General features: G+C 50.4%; 17 protein-coding genes. 15 read left to right on the top strand and 2 right to left on the bottom strand.

All coding sequences use genetic code 11. From position 1 onward, the window contains the following. The first annotated feature begins 621 nt into the window (after positions 1-621). The 9 genes from atpI to AACH44_RS20885 all read left to right on the top strand — a co-directional run bounded on the left by atpI (position 622) and on the right by AACH44_RS20885 (position 7,538). A complete protein-coding gene (gene atpI, locus AACH44_RS20845) occupies positions 622-1,005 on the top strand; it encodes a F0F1 ATP synthase subunit I (protein ID WP_261847342.1) in 384 nt (127 codons plus the stop codon). A gap of 22 nt (positions 1,006-1,027) precedes the next feature. Then, a complete protein-coding gene (gene atpB, locus AACH44_RS20850) occupies positions 1,028-1,828 on the top strand; it encodes a F0F1 ATP synthase subunit A (protein ID WP_161530280.1) in 801 nt (266 codons plus the stop codon). A 49-nt stretch (positions 1,829-1,877) separates the two neighbouring features. Continuing rightward, on the top strand, positions 1,878-2,117 hold the full coding sequence (gene atpE, locus AACH44_RS20855) for a F0F1 ATP synthase subunit C (protein ID WP_005976545.1): 240 nt from the start codon (positions 1,878-1,880) through the stop codon (positions 2,115-2,117). A 63-nt stretch (positions 2,118-2,180) separates the two neighbouring features. Then, on the top strand, positions 2,181-2,651 hold the full coding sequence (gene atpF / locus AACH44_RS20860) for a F0F1 ATP synthase subunit B (protein ID WP_261847343.1): 471 nt from the start codon (positions 2,181-2,183) through the stop codon (positions 2,649-2,651). 14 nt (positions 2,652-2,665) lie between these two features. Further along, positions 2,666-3,199 carry a F0F1 ATP synthase subunit delta gene (gene atpH, locus AACH44_RS20865; RefSeq protein ID WP_261847344.1) on the top strand — a complete coding sequence of 178 codons (534 nt, stop codon included), beginning with the start codon at positions 2,666-2,668 and terminating at the stop codon, positions 3,197-3,199. Positions 3,200-3,211: 12 nt separating this feature from the next. After that, the gene (gene atpA, locus AACH44_RS20870; protein ID WP_261847345.1) at positions 3,212-4,753 is read left to right on the top strand and encodes a F0F1 ATP synthase subunit alpha; all 1,542 of its coding nucleotides are present in this window, start codon (positions 3,212-3,214) and stop codon (positions 4,751-4,753) included. Between the two features lie 52 nt (positions 4,754-4,805). Further along, positions 4,806-5,669 (top strand): F0F1 ATP synthase subunit gamma, encoded by an 864-nt coding sequence (atpG, locus tag AACH44_RS20875; RefSeq protein WP_005976554.1) that lies wholly within the window; start codon positions 4,806-4,808, stop codon positions 5,667-5,669. Between the two features lie 47 nt (positions 5,670-5,716). Continuing rightward, on the top strand, positions 5,717-7,099 hold the full coding sequence (gene atpD, locus AACH44_RS20880; RefSeq protein ID WP_261847346.1) for a F0F1 ATP synthase subunit beta: 1,383 nt from the start codon (positions 5,717-5,719) through the stop codon (positions 7,097-7,099). Positions 7,100-7,118: 19 nt separating this feature from the next. Next, positions 7,119-7,538, top strand: a complete 420-nt coding sequence (locus AACH44_RS20885) for a F0F1 ATP synthase subunit epsilon (RefSeq protein WP_005976558.1) — start codon at positions 7,119-7,121, stop codon at positions 7,536-7,538. 82 nt (positions 7,539-7,620) lie between these two features. On the opposite strand, the gene pelX is transcribed toward AACH44_RS20885, so the two are convergent. Next, complete coding sequence (gene pelX / locus AACH44_RS20890; protein WP_261847347.1) at positions 7,621-9,855, bottom strand: pectate disaccharide-lyase PelX; 2,235 nt, start codon at positions 9,853-9,855, stop codon at positions 7,621-7,623. 313 nt (positions 9,856-10,168) lie between these two features. Here pelX and glmU point away from each other — a divergent pair, with 313 nt between their 5' ends. After that, positions 10,169-11,539, top strand: a complete 1,371-nt coding sequence (glmU, locus tag AACH44_RS20895; RefSeq protein WP_261847348.1) for a bifunctional UDP-N-acetylglucosamine diphosphorylase/glucosamine-1-phosphate N-acetyltransferase GlmU — start codon at positions 10,169-10,171, stop codon at positions 11,537-11,539. Positions 11,540-11,724: 185 nt separating this feature from the next. Further along, the gene (glmS, locus tag AACH44_RS20900) at positions 11,725-13,557 is read left to right on the top strand and encodes a glutamine--fructose-6-phosphate transaminase (isomerizing) (RefSeq protein ID WP_261847349.1); all 1,833 of its coding nucleotides are present in this window, start codon (positions 11,725-11,727) and stop codon (positions 13,555-13,557) included. Positions 13,558-13,662: 105 nt separating this feature from the next. Here glmS and AACH44_RS20905 read toward each other — a convergent pair whose 3' ends face one another. Further along, positions 13,663-14,580, bottom strand: a complete 918-nt coding sequence (locus AACH44_RS20905; RefSeq protein ID WP_261847350.1) for a DMT family transporter — start codon at positions 14,578-14,580, stop codon at positions 13,663-13,665. 261 nt (positions 14,581-14,841) lie between these two features. Between AACH44_RS20905 and AACH44_RS20910 the strand changes: the two genes are divergently transcribed. Genes AACH44_RS20910 through AACH44_RS20925 form a run of 4 tightly spaced genes read left to right on the top strand, consistent with a single transcriptional unit; the run spans position 14,842 to position 18,148 of the window. Beyond that, positions 14,842-15,681: a transporter substrate-binding domain-containing protein gene (locus tag AACH44_RS20910; protein WP_261847351.1), complete on the top strand. Its 840-nt coding sequence runs from the start codon at positions 14,842-14,844 to the stop codon at positions 15,679-15,681. A gap of 3 nt (positions 15,682-15,684) precedes the next feature. Next, the gene (gene pxpB / locus AACH44_RS20915) at positions 15,685-16,386 is read left to right on the top strand and encodes a 5-oxoprolinase subunit PxpB (protein ID WP_261847352.1); all 702 of its coding nucleotides are present in this window, start codon (positions 15,685-15,687) and stop codon (positions 16,384-16,386) included. Beyond that, entirely contained in the window at positions 16,383-17,375 is a 993-nt protein-coding gene (locus tag AACH44_RS20920) for a biotin-dependent carboxyltransferase family protein (protein WP_261847353.1), read from the top strand. Before pxpB ends, AACH44_RS20920 begins: the two co-directional genes overlap by 4 nt. Next, positions 17,375-18,148: a 5-oxoprolinase subunit PxpA gene (locus tag AACH44_RS20925; RefSeq protein WP_261847354.1), complete on the top strand. Its 774-nt coding sequence runs from the start codon at positions 17,375-17,377 to the stop codon at positions 18,146-18,148. The genes AACH44_RS20920 and AACH44_RS20925 overlap by 1 nt, the downstream gene beginning before the upstream one ends. Positions 18,149-18,181 lie beyond the last annotated feature (33 nt).

Raw genomic sequence — 18,181 nt, forward strand, 5'->3', positions numbered from 1 at the left:
TTGTTTTTTATCAAAAAAATTATAACTAAATATTGCGTGTCAGGTTGCCACCTTGTTTATCGGTGGCATCGATCCAGATCGCATCGCGATCACTGAAATTTTACATCTCCGTTTTTTCAGCGTCGTCCTTTTGCTTTCGCGCTGAATAATAACGAGCGAAAATAAATGATTGGCATCAAAAATTAGTTATTTTTGTGTTAATTGAGTAAAAAAACGATATCAATAATGTCAATAGCTGGTTGAAACGTTGTTTATTGCGTTTTTTGAATGAAAATTTTTATAACTTATTGAAGTTAAATAAAATAAATGACTTCTTTTGCTAAAGACAAAAAAAAGCATGTTCTGTTATAAATAGTCGTAGAGCCTTTTATGTGAGTCGCATCACAGATTAGATGGCTTTAGAAATTAATTACACCAGATGTGATCAGGGATGATTGTTAGTAAAAATGGGGCTTCAGAAAGAAATTTAAATAATTGTTCACCTTTTCGCTACTTATCGATTGAATTCGCAGGTATGACCCGTATAATTTGCTCGTTTTTTGCTGCTTGACTCAGTGGTGTAAAGGCAGTTCTATACGTCATTCGGTATACCACTGAAAAGGTACGGAGAGAGCAAACGTCATGCCTGTATCCCTTTACAGTGGAAAAGTGGCCTTAAGGCTGCTGTTGCTACAGTTAGTGACTTTTGCTTTGTTGAGCGCTGTTTTCAGCCTCAAGAGCGTCAACGCTGCCGCTTCTGCATTAGGTGGAGGGTTAGCAGCCTGGTTACCGAATGTCTTGTTTGTGCTGTTTGCCTTACGTCATCATTCACACAAGCCTGCTGATGGGCGTGTGGCTTGGTCATTCGCGATTGGCGAGGCGCTTAAGGTATTTATCACCATTGCACTGTTAGTGGTGGCGTTAGGCGTGTTTAAAGCGGCATTCTTTCCGCTTGGCCTGACTTATTTATCGGTGCTGGTTATGCAGATCGTGGCACCGGCCGTAATTAATCGTTACCGTAATTAACAACAAAAGGGTAAGAGACATCATGGCTGCTGGAGAAATCTCTACTCCGCAAGAGTATATCGGTCACCACTTGCAGCATTTGCAGGTCGGGACGGGTTTTTGGTCGATCAACGTCGATTCGATGTTTTTCTCCATCGCTCTTGGGGTCCTCTTTCTGGTTATCTTTCACCGCGTAGCGAAACGTGCAACCAGCGGTGTGCCAGGTAAACTGCAAACGGCTGTCGAACTGATTATTGGTTTCGTTGATGGCACCGTGCGCGATATGTTCCATGGCAAAAGCAAACTGATTGCTCCTCTGGCGCTGACCATTTTCGTCTGGGTCTTCCTGATGAACCTGATGGATCTGCTACCTATCGATCTGTTGCCGCAAGCTTGGGCGGGCATCTACAGCCTGCTGGGATACGATCCGGCGCATGCTTATCTGCGTGCAGTGCCGACGGCTGACGTGAATATCACGCTGTCGATGGCGCTTGGGGTGTTTATCCTGGTTCTGTTCTACAGCATCAAAATGAAGGGGCTCGGTGGTTTTGTTAAAGAACTGACCATGCAGCCGTTCAACCATCCAGTATTTATTCCTATTAACCTGATTCTTGAAGGTGTCAGCCTGCTGTCCAAACCTATTTCCTTAGGTTTGCGACTGTTTGGCAATATGTATGCGGGTGAGTTGATCTTCATCCTGATTGCCGGTCTGTTGCCGTGGTGGTCACAATGGCTGTTAAATGTGCCTTGGGCTATTTTCCACATTTTGATTATTACGCTTCAGGCTTTTATTTTCATGGTTCTGACGGTTGTTTATCTCTCGATGGCATCTGAAGAGCATTGATTTTCTTTCAACAAATAACGTTTTTAACTGAAACAAACTGGAGACTGTCATGGAAAACCTGAGTGTGGATCTGCTGTACATGGCTGCCGCGTTAATGATGGGTTTGGCGGCAATCGGTGCTGCGATCGGTATCGGCATTCTGGGTGGTAAATTCTTGGAAGGTGCTGCTCGTCAGCCTGACCTGATTCCTTTACTGCGTACACAGTTCTTTATCGTCATGGGTCTGGTTGACGCCATCCCAATGATCGCTGTTGGTCTGGGGCTGTATGTGATGTTTGCGGTGGCCTAAGCAGAATGTTTTCTGCTGAGGTTAAAACATCAACTTATTTAACTTTGAAAGAGGCATTGTGCTGTGAATATTAATGCAACAATCCTCGGCCAGGCCATTGCGTTCGTCCTGTTTGTCTGGTTCTGCATGAAGTTTGTATGGCCGCCGATGATGGCAGCCATCGAGAAACGTCAGAAAGAAATTGCTGACGGTCTTGCTTCTGCTGAACGTGCCAAAAAAGATTTGAACTTGGCTCAGGCCAATGCGACAGATCAACTGAAGAAAGCCAAAGCGGATGCTCAGGTTATCATCGAGCAAGCGAACAAACGCCGTGCTCAGATCCTGGATGAGGCGAAAGCTGAAGCGGAAGTTGAACGTAACAAGATTGTGGCGCAGGCGCAGGCTGAAATTGAAGCCGAACGTAAACGCGCTCGTGAAGAGCTGCGTAAGCAAGTTGCCGTATTGGCGATTGCTGGTGCCGAGAAAATTATTGAACGTTCCGTGGATGAAGCTGCTAACAGCGACATCGTTGATAAACTGGTCGCTGAACTGTAAGGAGGGAGGGGCTGATGTCTGAATTTGTCACGGTAGCTCGCCCCTACGCCAAAGCAGCTTTTGACTTTGCGGTTGAGAATCAGGCCCTGGAGCGCTGGCATAACATGCTGGCGTTTTCGGCCGAAGTCGCGCGCAATGAGCAGATTGCCGAGTTGCTTTCTGGTGCGGTAGCACCGATTGAGCTGGCGAAGACGTTTATTGCCGTTTGTGGTGATCAACTTGATGAAGCCGGTCAGAACCTGATTAAGGTGATGGCCGAGAACGGGCGTTTACCGGTACTTACTGAAGTACTGGAACAATTTATTCAACTGCGGGCAGCACTAGAATCGATGGTTGACGTCGATGTGATTTCTGCCAACACGTTGAATGAGCAGCAGCTATCAAAAATCGCTGCCGCTATGGAAAAACGTCTGTCACGCAAAGTGAAGCTGAATTGCAAAATTGATAAGTCTGTCATGGCCGGCGTGGTTATTCGCGCGGGCGATATGGTGATAGATGGCAGCATTCGCGGTCGTCTGGAACGTCTGGCAGACGTCTTGCAGTCTTAAGGGGACTGGAGCATGCAACTGAATTCCACCGAAATCAGCGAACTGATCAAGCAGCGCATTGCTCAGTTTAATGTGGTGAGCGAAGCTCACAATGAAGGTACTATTGTTTCCGTCAGTGACGGAATCATTCGCGTCCACGGTCTGGCAGACGTGATGCAGGGAGAGATGATCTCTCTGCCGGGTAACCGTTATGCGATTGCACTGAACCTGGAGCGAGACTCCGTTGGTGCGGTTGTCATGGGGCCGTATGCGGATCTGGCTGAAGGCATGAAAGTAAAATGCACCGGCCGTATTCTTGAAGTTCCTGTTGGTCGTGGCCTGCTGGGTCGCGTGGTCAACACACTAGGTGCACCGATTGATGGTAAAGGCGCACTGGATCATGACGGCTTCTCTGCGGTTGAAACGATTGCGCCTGGCGTTATCGAACGTCAGTCGGTTGATGAGCCAGTACAAACGGGCTATAAATCCGTTGACGCCATGATTCCAATTGGTCGTGGTCAGCGTGAATTGATTATCGGCGACCGCCAGACGGGTAAAACCGCACTGGCCATCGATGCCATTATCAACCAGCGTGATTCCGGTATCAAATGTGTGTACGTTGCTATCGGCCAGAAAGCCTCCACGATTTCTAACGTGGTGCGTAAACTGGAAGAGCATGGCGCACTGGAAAACACCATTGTCGTTGTGGCTACGGCGTCTGAGTCTGCTGCTCTGCAATACTTGGCTCCGTATGCCGGTTGTGCGATGGGTGAGTATTTCCGCGACCGTGGTGAAGATGCGCTGATTATTTATGATGACCTGTCTAAACAGGCCGTTGCTTACCGTCAAGTTTCTCTGCTGCTTCGTCGTCCGCCAGGTCGTGAAGCCTATCCAGGCGATGTTTTCTATCTCCACTCCCGTTTGCTGGAACGTGCATCGCGTGTTAATGCGGATTACGTTGAGGCATTCACCAAGGGTGAAGTGAAGGGAAAAACCGGTTCGTTGACCGCACTGCCGATTATCGAAACGCAAGCAGGTGACGTTTCTGCGTTCGTTCCGACCAACGTAATTTCTATTACTGATGGTCAGATCTTCCTGGAATCCAACTTGTTTAACGCCGGTATTCGTCCAGCGGTTAACCCAGGGATCTCGGTATCCCGTGTGGGTGGTGCAGCACAGACCAAGATCATGAAGAAACTGTCCGGTGGTATTCGTACCGCTCTGGCACAGTACCGTGAGCTGGCGGCATTCTCTCAGTTCGCTTCCGATCTTGATGATGCAACACGCAAACAGTTGAACCATGGTCAGAAAGTGACCGAACTGTTGAAACAGAAACAGTATGCGCCGATGTCTGTCGCACAGCAGTCTCTGGTTCTGTTTGCGGCGGAACGTGGTTACCTGGAAGATGTTGAGCTGTCTAAAGTCGTTAGTTTTGAAGCGGCTTTACTGGCTTACGCTGACCGTGAGCATGGCGAACTTCTGCAACAAATCGACCAGACTGGCGCTTATAACGATGAGATCGAGGGCAAGTTTAAAGGCATCCTCGATACTTTTAAGGCAACCCAGTCCTGGTAACGCCCGGTGGCCTGCTGTAAAGCAGGCCGCAAGGCTTTGAGGAGAAGCAAAGATGGCCGGCGCAAAAGAGATACGTAGTAAGATCGCAAGCGTCCAAAATACGCAGAAGATCACCAAAGCAATGGAAATGGTCGCCGCTTCCAAAATGCGTAAATCGCAGGATCGTATGGCGGCCAGCCGTCCTTATGCGGAAACCATACGCAATGTGATTGGTCACCTTGCGTTAGGAAATCTGGAATATAAACACCCGTACCTGGAAGAACGCGATGTTAAGCGTGTTGGGTATTTGGTGGTGTCTACTGACCGTGGCCTGTGTGGTGGTTTGAACATTAACCTGTTCAAAAAACTGCTGGCTGATATGAAATCCTGGAGCGATAAAGGCGTTGAAACTGATTTAGCGCTGATTGGTTCCAAAGCGGTCTCTTTCTTCGGTTCAGTAGGCGGAAACATTGTTGCTCAAGTTACCGGTATGGGGGATAACCCTTCCGTATCAGAACTGATCGGCCCGGTTAAAGTTATGCTGCAAGCCTATGACGAAGGTCGTCTGGACAAGCTGTATATCGTAAGCAACAAGTTTATTAATACCATGTCTCAGGAACCGCTTGTTGTTCAAGTGTTACCGTTGCCGCCTTCGGATGACGGTGAGTTGAAGAAGAAAGCCTGGGATTACCTGTATGAACCCGATCCTAAGTCGCTGCTGGATACCCTGCTGCGCCGTTATGTAGAATCTCAGGTTTATCAGGGCGTCGTAGAAAATCTGGCTAGTGAGCAGGCCGCGCGAATGGTTGCGATGAAAGCCGCGACCGATAACGGCGGTAGCCTGATCAAAGAGCTTCAGTTGGTATACAACAAAGCTCGTCAGGCCAGCATTACCCAGGAACTCACCGAAATCGTCGGGGGAGCCTCCGCGGTTTAAAGCAGGTTTACGAATTACGTATTGTCGAATTACGTAGAGGATTCAAGATGGCTACTGGAAAGATTATCCAGGTAATCGGCGCCGTGGTGGACGTCGAGTTCCCGCAAGATGCCGTACCGAAGGTGTACGATGCGCTTGAGGTAGAGAACGGCGCTGAAAAATTGGTGCTGGAAGTGCAGCAGCAGTTGGGCGGCGGCATTGTACGTTGTATCGCTATGGGGGCTTCTGACGGCCTGCGTCGTGGGTTGAGCGTGAATAACCTGGACCACCCGATCGAAGTACCAGTAGGTAAAGCAACGCTGGGTCGTATCATGAACGTGTTGGGTGATCCCATCGACATGAAAGGCGATATCGGCGAAGAAGAGCGTTGGGCTATTCACCGTGCAGCGCCAAGCTATGAAGAGCTGTCAAGTTCACAGGAACTGCTGGAAACCGGCATTAAGGTTATCGACCTGATGTGTCCGTTTGCCAAGGGCGGTAAAGTGGGTCTGTTCGGTGGTGCGGGCGTAGGTAAAACCGTAAACATGATGGAGCTGATCCGTAACATCGCGATCGAGCACTCCGGTTACTCTGTGTTTGCTGGTGTTGGTGAGCGTACCCGTGAAGGTAACGACTTCTACCACGAAATGACCGACTCCAACGTAATCGATAAAGTATCACTGGTTTATGGCCAGATGAACGAGCCACCAGGTAACCGTCTGCGTGTAGCATTGACCGGTTTGACCATGGCGGAAAAATTCCGTGATGAAGGCCGTGACGTACTGTTGTTCGTCGATAACATTTACCGTTATACCCTGGCTGGTACGGAAGTCTCTGCACTGCTGGGGCGTATGCCTTCTGCGGTAGGTTATCAGCCGACGCTGGCGGAAGAGATGGGCGTTCTGCAAGAACGTATCACCTCAACAAAAACTGGTTCTATCACCTCTGTTCAGGCCGTTTACGTTCCTGCGGATGACTTGACTGACCCATCACCAGCCACCACCTTTGCCCACTTGGATGCAACTGTGGTACTGAGCCGTCAGATCGCTTCTCTGGGTATTTACCCAGCAGTTGACCCGCTGGACTCTACCAGCCGTCAGTTGGATCCGCTGGTCGTTGGTCAGGAACACTACGATGTGGCTCGTGGCGTGCAGTCTATTCTGCAACGTTATCAGGAACTGAAAGACATCATCGCGATTCTGGGTATGGACGAGCTGTCTGAAGAAGACAAGCTGGTGGTATCCCGTGCGCGTAAGATTCAGCGCTTCCTGTCTCAGCCGTTCTTCGTTGCTGAAGTATTTACTGGTTCTCCGGGTAAATACGTTTCCCTGAAAGAAACCATCCGTGGCTTTAAAGGGATTATGGACGGCGAATACGACCACCTGCCAGAGCAGGCGTTCTACATGGTTGGTTCCATTGACGAAGTCGTGGAAAAAGCCAAGAAACTGTAACGCCTTGTAGGAGGGTGACATGGCTATGACTTACCATCTGGATGTCGTGAGTGCGGAGCAGCAAATGTTCTCCGGTCTGGTGCAGAAGATCCAGGTAACGGGGAGCGAAGGCGAACTGGGTATTTATCCGGGACATGCCCCTCTGCTCACTGCCATTAAACCGGGTATGATTCGTATCGTTAAGCAGCACGGTGAAGAAGAGTATATCTACCTTTCTGGTGGCGTCCTTGAGGTGCAGCCGAATATGGTTACCGTACTGTCTGATACCGCTATTCGTGGACAGGATTTGGATGAAGCCCGTGCGTTGGAAGCGAAACGCAAAGCAGAAGACCATATCCGTAATTCGCATGGCGACGTGGATTATGCTCAGGCTTCCGCAGAGCTGACCAAAGCGATTGCGAAGCTGCGTGTTATCGAGCTGACCAGAAAAGCGATGTAACAGGTAAGCTTGCAATAATTGAAGGCCAGTCAGTTCACACTGACTGGCCTTTTTGTATTTAAGGTGATGCCTTTACACGGGCTTATTTTTTCTTCAGGAAGTCGCCAAGTACCAGATTGCCTTTGGCATCACGCGTAAACGTCTCCGGAACGGTAACGGATACGACGTTATTTACTGTGATTTCCTTACCTTGCGCGTTAACCGAACGGTCTTCTTTGATGAAATAGTTGGTGTTATCGATATTGCCGACAACCGCATCATCATATTTACCCGCTTTGGTTTTCAGCGAAATGTTGTTCTTGAAGACGCCTTGTTTTTCCGGGCCTGAGTAAGGGCTTGGACGGAAAATAAAGTTAAAGCGCTCGTTATCCAACGCGATGTTGTCTTCAACGATCAGTGCGCCAGGGTTGAAGTTGTCAGTGAAACCATCGAGTTTGTTACCCACGGCAATGCTGTGTTTAACCTGATGCGCCACTGGCTGGCCTTCGCCACCCATTTTGAAACCATTGCTGGTGTTGTTCATGGCAATTGAATTCTCGATCACCACAACGCCGTTGGCACCGTCTTCAATTTTGTTAAACAGGTCGAAGCCGTCATCGATGTTGTTGTGCGAAAACGCACCGCGGATCACGTTGCCTTCACCGACACGCATTTTCACCGCAAAACCGTCGGCGTTTATTTTGCCTGGGTCTTGGTTGCTGTGAGATTCTGAGTTCAGGATCAGGTTATGGCTGGCCCACAGTGGTCTGCCTACATCGGCCGTCGAGGTTACCTGAATACCGGTATCGTCAGCGTGGTGCGCCAGAACACGTTCGATGGTGTTGTAGCTCCCTTCGATACGGAACGGTTTCTCGGTGATTTCAATCCCTTTAACATGCCAATGGCTCGCCTTCAGTTGCAAGCCGTGAATGACGGCTTTATTACCGACGGTAAACAGGTTCTTGACGGCTTTTTGTTGGCCGCTGGCGCTGACAGGGATTTCAGTTGCGCTGTAATCGCCATCGTTGAGCCAAATGGTGCCGCCTGCTGGCAGCGCAGCGACGGCGCTGGCTAAATCGAGCGGTGCATTTTTACTGCCGTTGTTGCTAGCTGAACCCTGTGGCGAAACATACAAATTTTTGGCATCAGCATAAGCTACTTTTTCAACCTTGAACGTGCTCTCTTTGACCGCTTTATCATCCCCATCCGCAGGTTGGTAAGCGAGCTTGAATTCAGCGCTATTACCGGCAATTTTTGCTGGCAGAGAGAACATCTCACCTGCTTTTACCTGCTTGGCATCACCCAGAGATTTACCGTCTTGTGAAACGGTGATCGTACCGTTGTAATTGGCTTTGGCCTGTACCACATAGTTTTCGCTGGTGGTTTTAGGCGATGACATCACCTGAAGCAACGGATCGTAAGCCTTGACTTTAAATTCTGGTGACGCTTTGGTTTGCGCCGGTGCCGTAGTCAACTGTGCATTACTGACGATGATTTTGGCGTTACGGGAAGCAAAGAAACCGACGTAGTAGTGGTCTTTGTCCAGCTTGGTGACAACATCCGCGCCTTTGACTTCTTTTGATACCCAGTTATCTGTGCCTTTCGGTGCATAAGAGGTAATGAAGCCGTCGTTGGTACGTTCCAGTTTCAGACGGAAAGTCGGTGTCTGCTCCAGATTGACGTTTTCCTGGTAGCTGGTTTTGGTAATTTTGGCGCCTGCGTTGCCCCATGGCTGGGTTACACCATTACGCAAAATAGCCTGTAGTTTGATTTCAGTATGCGATTTTTTATCCTGCGTCATGATGGCGTTCATCACCATGTTGGACGCCGCAGGGAATTCCTCATACCCTTCTTTCAACGGTTCCTGACGCGGCACGCCGATAATATCGCGCACCAGAATTCCCGCGCCTTCCTGAGCCGCAGGCTTGGCGCCGTTTTCTGGCCCAAACTGCTCCACGGTAATATCAGACTGAAGCGTAAAATTCACATTGGCAGGTAACTGCGTATAGAAGAACGTCAGTCCGTCATGGGTGTTGGCAATCTTTCCGCCACGACTTTCGATCGTGATAGGTGCGGATAAATCAGCGTTATCCCCCGGCGCTAATTTCTTACCGTTAATGGTGACGTCGTTAACGCCAATTTTTTCCGGCAGAACGTTGGATGAGAAGTTTATATCTGTCGACTGACCAAAGGCCATTCCGTGCCAGACGGGGGTTGATTCTGTTGCGGCGTGTGTACTGAAGCTGAAGAGTAATGCATTCGTCAACGCGACGGCTGCGAGGCGTGAAGAACGGTGTTTCCGTGCAAAATCACATTTTTGTGAAGAACAACGTTTCATTGTGTCTCCTTCGTTATTGAATTATTCGCCCGCGTATATTGCTATAAATGAAACACTGTTTCTTTTGTGTGTGTCACAAATGGAAATACTTAAAAACAAAGTCTGCTTTTTATAAAACAACGTGCCGTTTTTGTTGTTGAGGATCTCATTCTTTCCTCATGCGAATTCATGGTTTTGCGAGTGACTTTCAGAAAAAGCTCACTAAAAATCATCAGTGTTATGCCGGAATTTCGGTAAACTCTGGTTATTCAGGCCGTAATCGGTTGATCACTTTTATTCTGCGGGGCTGTGGCTTCGTATTGTCAGGATGCTTATGTCAAATAATGCTATGAGTGTGGTTATTCTCGCTGCGGGTAAAGGAACCCGTATGTATTCCGATCTTCCTAAGGTGTTACACCCACTGGCGGGCAAACCGATGGTTCAGCATGTTATTGATGCGGCCATGACGACAGGCGCACAGCACGTTCATCTGGTATACGGTCACGGCGGTGATTTGTTAAAACGTGAATTGGCCGATCCGGCATTGAACTGGGTGTTGCAGGCGGAACAGTTAGGAACGGGCCATGCGATGCAACAGGCCGCCCCACATTTTGCTGATGATGAAGATATCCTGATGTTGTATGGCGATGTACCGCTGATTTCAGTGAAAACGCTGGAGCGTTTACGTCAGGCTAAACCGCAGGGCGGGATCGGCCTGTTGACAGTAAAACTGGACGATCCGACGGGCTATGGCCGGATTGTGCGTGAGAACGGTGCTGTCGTCGGGATTGTTGAACACAAAGATGCCAGCGAAGCACAGCGCCAGATTAACGAGATCAATACCGGCATATTGATTGCCAACGGCAAAGATTTGAAGCGCTGGTTAAGCCAGTTGAACAACAACAACGCCCAGGGGGAGTTTTATATCACCGACATTATTGCGATGGCGGCGGCGGAAGATCAGCGTGTTGAAGCGGTCCATCCCGAACGACTGAGTGAAGTTGAGGGCGTCAATAATCGCCTGCAACTGTCGGCGCTGGAGCGGGTTTATCAACGTGAACAGGCGGATAAGCTGCTGCTGGCCGGCGTGATGCTGCTCGACCCGGCACGATTTGATCTACGTGGCGAACTGACTCATGGTCGCGATGTGGTGATTGATGTCAATGTCGTTGTGGAAGGCAATGTTCAACTCGGTAATCGGGTGAAAATTGGTGCAGGCTGTGTGATCAAAAACGCCATCATTGGCGATGATTGTGAGATCAGTCCTTATTCCGTATTGGAGGATGCCGTTCTGGAAGCGCAGTGCACCATCGGGCCATTTGCCCGCTTGCGCCCAGGATCTGAACTGGCCGAGGGGGCGCACGTTGGCAATTTTGTTGAACTGAAAAAAGCGCGTCTGGGGAAAGGATCAAAAGCGGGACATCTTAGCTATTTAGGTGATGCGGATATCGGTTCCGGTGTTAATATTGGTGCAGGAACGATCACCTGTAATTATGATGGTGCGAATAAACACAAAACGATTATTGGTGATGATGTGTTTGTCGGTTCGGATACGCAACTTGTGGCACCCGTCAGCGTTGCCAGCGGCGCGACGATTGGTGCAGGCACGACGGTGACGCGCGATGTGGCAGAGAACGAGCTGGTGATCAGCCGTGTGAAGCAGAAACATATCTCTGGGTGGTTACGTCCGGTGAAAAAGAAATAATATTTGATGCCTCCGCACGCGGCGGAGGCGGTTTTGTCCTGTGCTTTGACCGATTTCAGAGTACAAAACAAAACATAATAATCCCCAACTCTCTACAAGGCTCGGGGAACCCGGAAAAACCGGAACAATCAGGTCTAAGACATCCCTGGTGACACAATATGTCACTTTTATAGGAATACACATCCATGTGTGGAATTGTAGGCGCAGTTGCGCAACGTGATGTTGCAGAAATTTTACTGGAAGGTTTACGCCGTCTTGAGTACCGTGGCTATGACTCTGCGGGTCTGGCGGTTGTTGACAGCGAAGGGCATGTCGCTCGCTTGCGCCGTTTGGGTAAGGTGCAGGTGCTGTCTCAGGCCGCTGATGAGCATGAGCTACACGGTGGTACGGGTATCGCCCATACCCGCTGGGCAACGCACGGTGAACCTTCTGAAGAGAATGCGCACCCGCATGTTTCTGAACATATCACTATCGTCCATAACGGGATTATTGAAAACCACGAACCGCTGCGCGAACTGATGATCGGTCGCGGTTATCGTTTTGTTTCTGAGACTGATACTGAAGTCGTTGCCCATCTGGTGCATTTCGAACAGAAAGAGAATGGCGGAACGCTGGTTGACGTCGTTAAGCGTGTGATCCCACAACTGCGCGGTGCTTATGGCATGGTGGTGTTGGATAACCGCGATCCAAGCGTATTAGTCGCCGCGCGCTCTGGTAGCCCGCTGGTGATTGGCCGTGGTGTGGGTGAGAACTTTATTGCTTCCGATCAGCTGGCATTGTTACCTGTGACTCGCCGCTTCATGTTCCTGGAAGAAGGCGACGTGGCGGAGATCACTCGTCGTGACGTGCGCGTGTTTGATAAATCAGGCCAGCTTGCTACACGCGAAGAAATTGAATCAAAAGTGAATTACGATGCCGGTGACAAAGGCGCGTATCGTCACTACATGCAAAAAGAGATCTACGAACAGCCGATGGCAATCAAGAACACCCTTGAAGGGCGTTTCAGCCACGGTGAGATCAATCTTTCTGAATTAGGCCCGAAAGCGGATGAACTGCTGGCGAAAGTTGAGCACGTTCAGATTATCGCCTGTGGTACGTCCTACAACTCCGGTATGGTTTCCCGCTACTGGTTTGAAGCGCTGGCGGGGATTCCGTGCGACGTAGAAATCGCTTCCGAATTCCGCTATCGCAAACCTGCCGTGCGTAAGAACAGCCTGATGATTACGCTGTCTCAGTCTGGTGAAACGGCGGATACGCTGGCGGCATTGCGTTTGTCCAAAGAGCTGGGCTATCTGGGGTCGCTGGCTATCTGTAACGTTGCCGGTTCCTCGCTGGTGCGTGAGTCCGATCTGGCGCTGATGACCAAAGCAGGCGTAGAGATTGGCGTGGCCTCGACCAAAGCGTTCACCACCCAGCTTACCGTTCTGCTGATGCTGGTGGCGCGTGTTGGCCGTTTGCGCGGTATGGATGCACAGATTGAGCATGACATTGTTCATGGTTTGCAGGCACTGCCAGCACGTATTGAGCAGATGCTGTCTCAGGACAAACTCATCGAATCTCTGGCGGAAGGTTTCTCTGACAAGCATCATGCGCTGTTCCTCGGCCGTGGCGATCAGTACCCGATCGCGATGGAAGGCGCGCTGAAGCTGAAAGAGATCTCTTACATTCACGCTGAAGCCTATGCGGCGGGTGAGCTGAAACACGGCCCGCTGGCGCTGATTGATGCCGATATGCCGGTTGTCGTCGTCGCACCGAACAACGAACTGTTGGAAAAATTGAAATCCAACATCGAAGAAGTTCGGGCGCGCGGCGGCGAGCTGTATGTCTTCGCTGACGAAGACGCGGGTTTCACCAGCAGCGAAAATATGAAAATTATTCCGCTGCCGCATATCGAAGAAGTGATTGCGCCAATCTTCTACACGGTGCCGTTGCAACTGCTGTCTTATCACGTCGCGCTGATTAAAGGCACGGACGTCGACCAGCCACGCAACCTGGCGAAATCCGTTACCGTAGAATAATTTTCCGGTATTTTATTGGTTATTACTGTCCGCCTTATGCTGATAAGCATAAGGCGGATAACGAGAATGTTTCCACCTGTTGTGATTGGTATGTTGGCACGGCTGTTAGGATGAACGCACGATGTGTCCTTTACGTTGGCGTCGATCGCACCAGATAGTGAAAATTCCGGCCAGTGCCACGACGGACGCTCCCATCAGAGTGGCATATCCTGGTAGATTATCGAGGAATAAATAACCGATCACCATCGACCACACCAACGTGGTGTAATCGAACGGTGCCAGTAGTGACGCATCTGCATAGCGCAGGCTGAGGGTCACTAAAATTTGTGCTATCCCACCAAATAGGCCGCAGCCTATGAGTAACAGCCACTGCCAGCCATGTGGCATTTTCCAGCCAAATACCAGCGTACACAGCCCAATCAGGGTCGTCATCAGGGAAAAATAAAAGACGATGGCTCCAGGTGATTCTGCACCATTCAAAAAACGAATTTGTATACTCGACGTGGCTGCGCAGGCAGCGGCCAGTAGAGCAAATATGGCGCCGAGAGCTGTACCATTCAGCGCAAAGCCCGATGAAAACAACGCGCTGCTAACGGTTAAATTAGCTGAAAGCATAATCAGAATGCCGCTGAAGCCAACCATCACTGCCAGCCAACGGGAAAAGCGAACATTTTCTTTTAATAAAAGGGCTGCCATTAATACGGTAAATAGCGGTGCGGCATAACTAATGGCTGTCGCATCTGCCAGCGAAATATAGACCAGTGCCAGATAATTAAAATACATGCCACCAGTGCCGGAAACCCCCCGAATTAGGTGACCGAAAATATTTTTAGTTTTTATCTGTTGCCGGATGTTGCCCTGAATTGTCAGCCATAGCAGGAGCGGGAATAGCGCGATAAAAGAACGGAAAAAAATGACTTCACCGGTAGGGATCGCACCGTTCAATCCTTTCACACAAGCCAGCATAAGTGTGGCGCAAAGTGCTGAGAGGATTTTCAGCAACACCCCGAGTCTGGCATTCATGGTATTACCTTATTAGTTACGCACGTAGACCGCGTAACCTTATTACGCCCCTCACGCGCCCGATAAGATAATTTTGCTCTGCCAGAATAACGTTTACTTATTATTCCCCATTCGGTGTCATATAAATTACATATCCCGTAACAGGGTTTCTGTCTTACCTCCTTCAAGGCAATGTCGATATAGTCGCTATTAGTCCATAAATAGCGCTGAGCTGGCAGTCAACGGCGTGTATTCAACGAACTCACACTTTGGAGAAACATCATGACTTTGAAATATAGCGCCTGTTCGGTGTTAGCCTTGCCACTGGTTCTGGCTTTTTCGCCGGCGAAGGCGGATTTGCTCTCCGATATTACCGCTCGCGGTGATCTGCGATGCGCGGTCTATTCCGATGTACCGCCGTTCTCCTCTCCCGATCCGAAAACGCGCCAATTGGCAGGTATGGACGTGGATTTGTGTCATGCACTGGCAAAAGAGATAGGGTTGAAGGTTACGCTGGTTCCGACCTCCGTGGAGGCTCGCATCGCCGTCATCGCAACAGGACGTGCAGACGTGCTGATTGCCAATCTTGCCTACACCAAAACCCGTGGTAATCAGATTCAGTTTAGCGACCCGTACTATGTTGCTAAAGAGATGCTGCTGGTAAAAAAAGCCAATGCGGATAAGGCTATTGAGGATTTCAAAGGTCAACGCATCAGCGCAACCAAAGGCACCACGTCTGAGCAATCTATTCACCTGAAAGGCGGTAAAGCCGTGACCTTCCAGGATGCTGCCTCTGCCTTCCTGGCATTGCAGCAAAATAAAGCCGTAGGTTTTGTAACCAATACCATGACGGGGATCAAAATGATTTCGCAGGCAAAAAAAGATGGCATTGAGTTGGCGATGATAAAAGAGCCTATGGCGCTGGAGCCGATTGGCGTGGGTATGAAACGCGATGAACCCGCGCTGCTGGCGAAGGTCAACAGCAGCCTGAAAACCATGGATGATAACGGCACTATTGATGGTATCTGGGATACCTGGATTGGCCCGAATACCGAGTACAAGATGGTACGTGAAGAACGTGTTCAGCCGCTGGCTAACCTGAAATTTGAACCGCTGGAATAAGTTATGGAGCTGTTAGCACGTGACCGCACTATGCTGAATAAAACCGAGAATGTCGATACGGTGAGGCTATCCACGATGGGTAGCCGTGCCTGGCTAGTGGAAGCGCCCGGTGAATTCAGCTTGGCTGCTCAGCGCCGTATCTGGTCGCTGGCACAGAAGCTTGCAGGGCGTGATGAGGTGGAATCGTTAATTCCTGGTGTGACTAATTTGCTGATTTTGTTGCGTGCTACACCAGACGATCCTGACGATTTCCCACGACGGCTGCTGTGTTATTGGCAGCAGGCCAGCGAGGTTCACCCCAAAGGCAAGCGTATTGACATTCCAGTGACGTACGGCGGCGAACTGGCAAGCGATCTGGATGCTGTCTGTCGCCATACTGGCTTCTCCGCGAAAGAGGTTATTCGCCGTCACTATCAGGGCAGCTATACGGTCGTTGCTCTCGGCAGTGCGCCCGGTTTTGGGTATTTGCACGGTCTTGATCCGTTACTTGCTACGCCGCGTAAAAAAGTGCCGTCGTTTAACATGCTTAAAGGCACGGTCACCATCGGCGGGCCACAAACGGGAGTGTCGGTGCTGACGGGGCCGAACGGCTGGAATGCCATTGGTTTTGCCGATCTGGTGATGTTTGATCCGCTGGCGGATAACCCCGCGCTAATGGCGCCAGGCGATACCATCCGCTTTATACCGCAGAGGATTGAGCTGTGATTGAAATTGAGCGAACGGGAGCACTGAATACCGTACAGGATTTGGGGCGTAAGCATTTTCGGCATCTTGGCGTATCGGTAAGCGGTGTAATGGATACGCTGGCATTACGGGCGGGGAATACGCTTCTCGGCAACGACGATAACGCTGCCGCTATTGAAGTGCAGGTATTCCCCTTGCGCGTACGCTTTCGTCAGGCGATGTCGATTGCACTCACGGGGGCTGATTGCCGTGCCTTGCTTGATGGTGTGGAGCTACCGCCATGGTGGGGGTGCCGCGTGGAAAAAGATCAGGTGTTGGAGATGCGTTTTCCACGCTCCGGTGCCAGGGGGTATTTATGTGTCGCGGGGGGCATTGATGTGCCGTTAGTGATGGGATCACGTAGTACGGCGCTGCGCGGCGGGTTTGGTGGGTTATACGGCCGACCGATAGAGAAAGGGGATGTATTGCCCGTTGGGGTATCCACCGCTCCGCCGCTGCCCGCTTGCGGTGTGGGAATTGAACCGCCGGATGTTGCCCTGCGTGATGTTTTCCCCATCCTCGACAATGACACCCTGTCAATCCGCGCTATCCCTTCAGGTGAGTATCACCTGTTTGCACATGATTCAGAGCGTTTCTGGCAGCAACCATGGCAAGTGTCGCTACAGAGTAACCGAACGGGTTATCGGTTGTCGGGTGAACCTATCCAACCTTCCCACGTTATTGAGATGCGTTCTTACGGGCTGATCCCCGGTATTGTTCAAGTCCCTCCAGCGGGGGAGCCAATCATTCAGTTGAGCGATGCCAATACGGCAGGCGGCTACCCCAAAATGGCCTGTGTGATTGAAGAAGATCTCTGGCGTCTTGGTCAGCTACAGGCAGGGAAGTCGATTCAGTTCATTCAAAGCGACGCAAAAGAGTCCGTTGTGGTACGACGTGCCACTGAGCGCTGGCTGGCACGCCTGAAAGCGTTAGCGTTGCCGCTGGCATCCATGACTGAGCAGAGGACATAATGAAAATTGATGTGAATTCCGACATGGGCGAAGGTTTTGGTGTCTGGCGTGTCTGCGATGATGACGCCATGATGCGGATTGTTTCGTCCGCCAATATTGCCTGTGGCTTTCATGCGGGCGATCCGGCGATCATGACGCGAATGGTGCGGCTGGCAAAAGTACACGGTGTGGGTATTGGCGCGCATCCTGGGCTGCCTGATAAATTGGGATTTGGGCGCAAAGAGATGGCCTTTAGCGCCGACGAACTGTGCCAGCAGGTGGTGTACCAAATTGGTGCGCTATGTGCGTTGGCCAAAAATGAAGATATGCGCGTTTCCCACGTCAGTTTTCATGCGGCGTTGGGCAATATGATCAACCGTGATGACATATTAGCGCTTCAGGTAATGCAGGCCATACATCGTCTTGATCCTGAACTGATTATTTTCTCTCAGCCGGATACCATTATTGAGCGCGCCGCTCGTGAGGCAGGCTTGAGAAGCCTCACGCTATTTTTAGCGGATCGTGCCTATGATGCACAGGGGCATTTGGTGCCGCGTGGCACCGCCGGGGCGTTGATTAGCGAAGAAAAACAGGTACGCGAGCGTGTACGCCAGTTTTTGGAACAAGGCACGGTCAAGACGATTGAAGGGGAGTGGATTTCTGTTCGCGCCAGGTCTATTTTGGTCCACAGCGACACACCAGGTTCGGTTGAACTGGCTGCCATTGTGCGTAGTGAAATCGAAGCCTGTAGCGGCACTGTCGCGCCCGCAGCGGATGTTGTCGCACTATCATAAACTCTCCCTGCTAATCCGCGATGCACCTGGGGT

Source organism: Pectobacterium araliae (assembly GCF_037076465.1).
Taxonomy (GTDB): domain Bacteria; phylum Pseudomonadota; class Gammaproteobacteria; order Enterobacterales; family Enterobacteriaceae; genus Pectobacterium; species Pectobacterium araliae.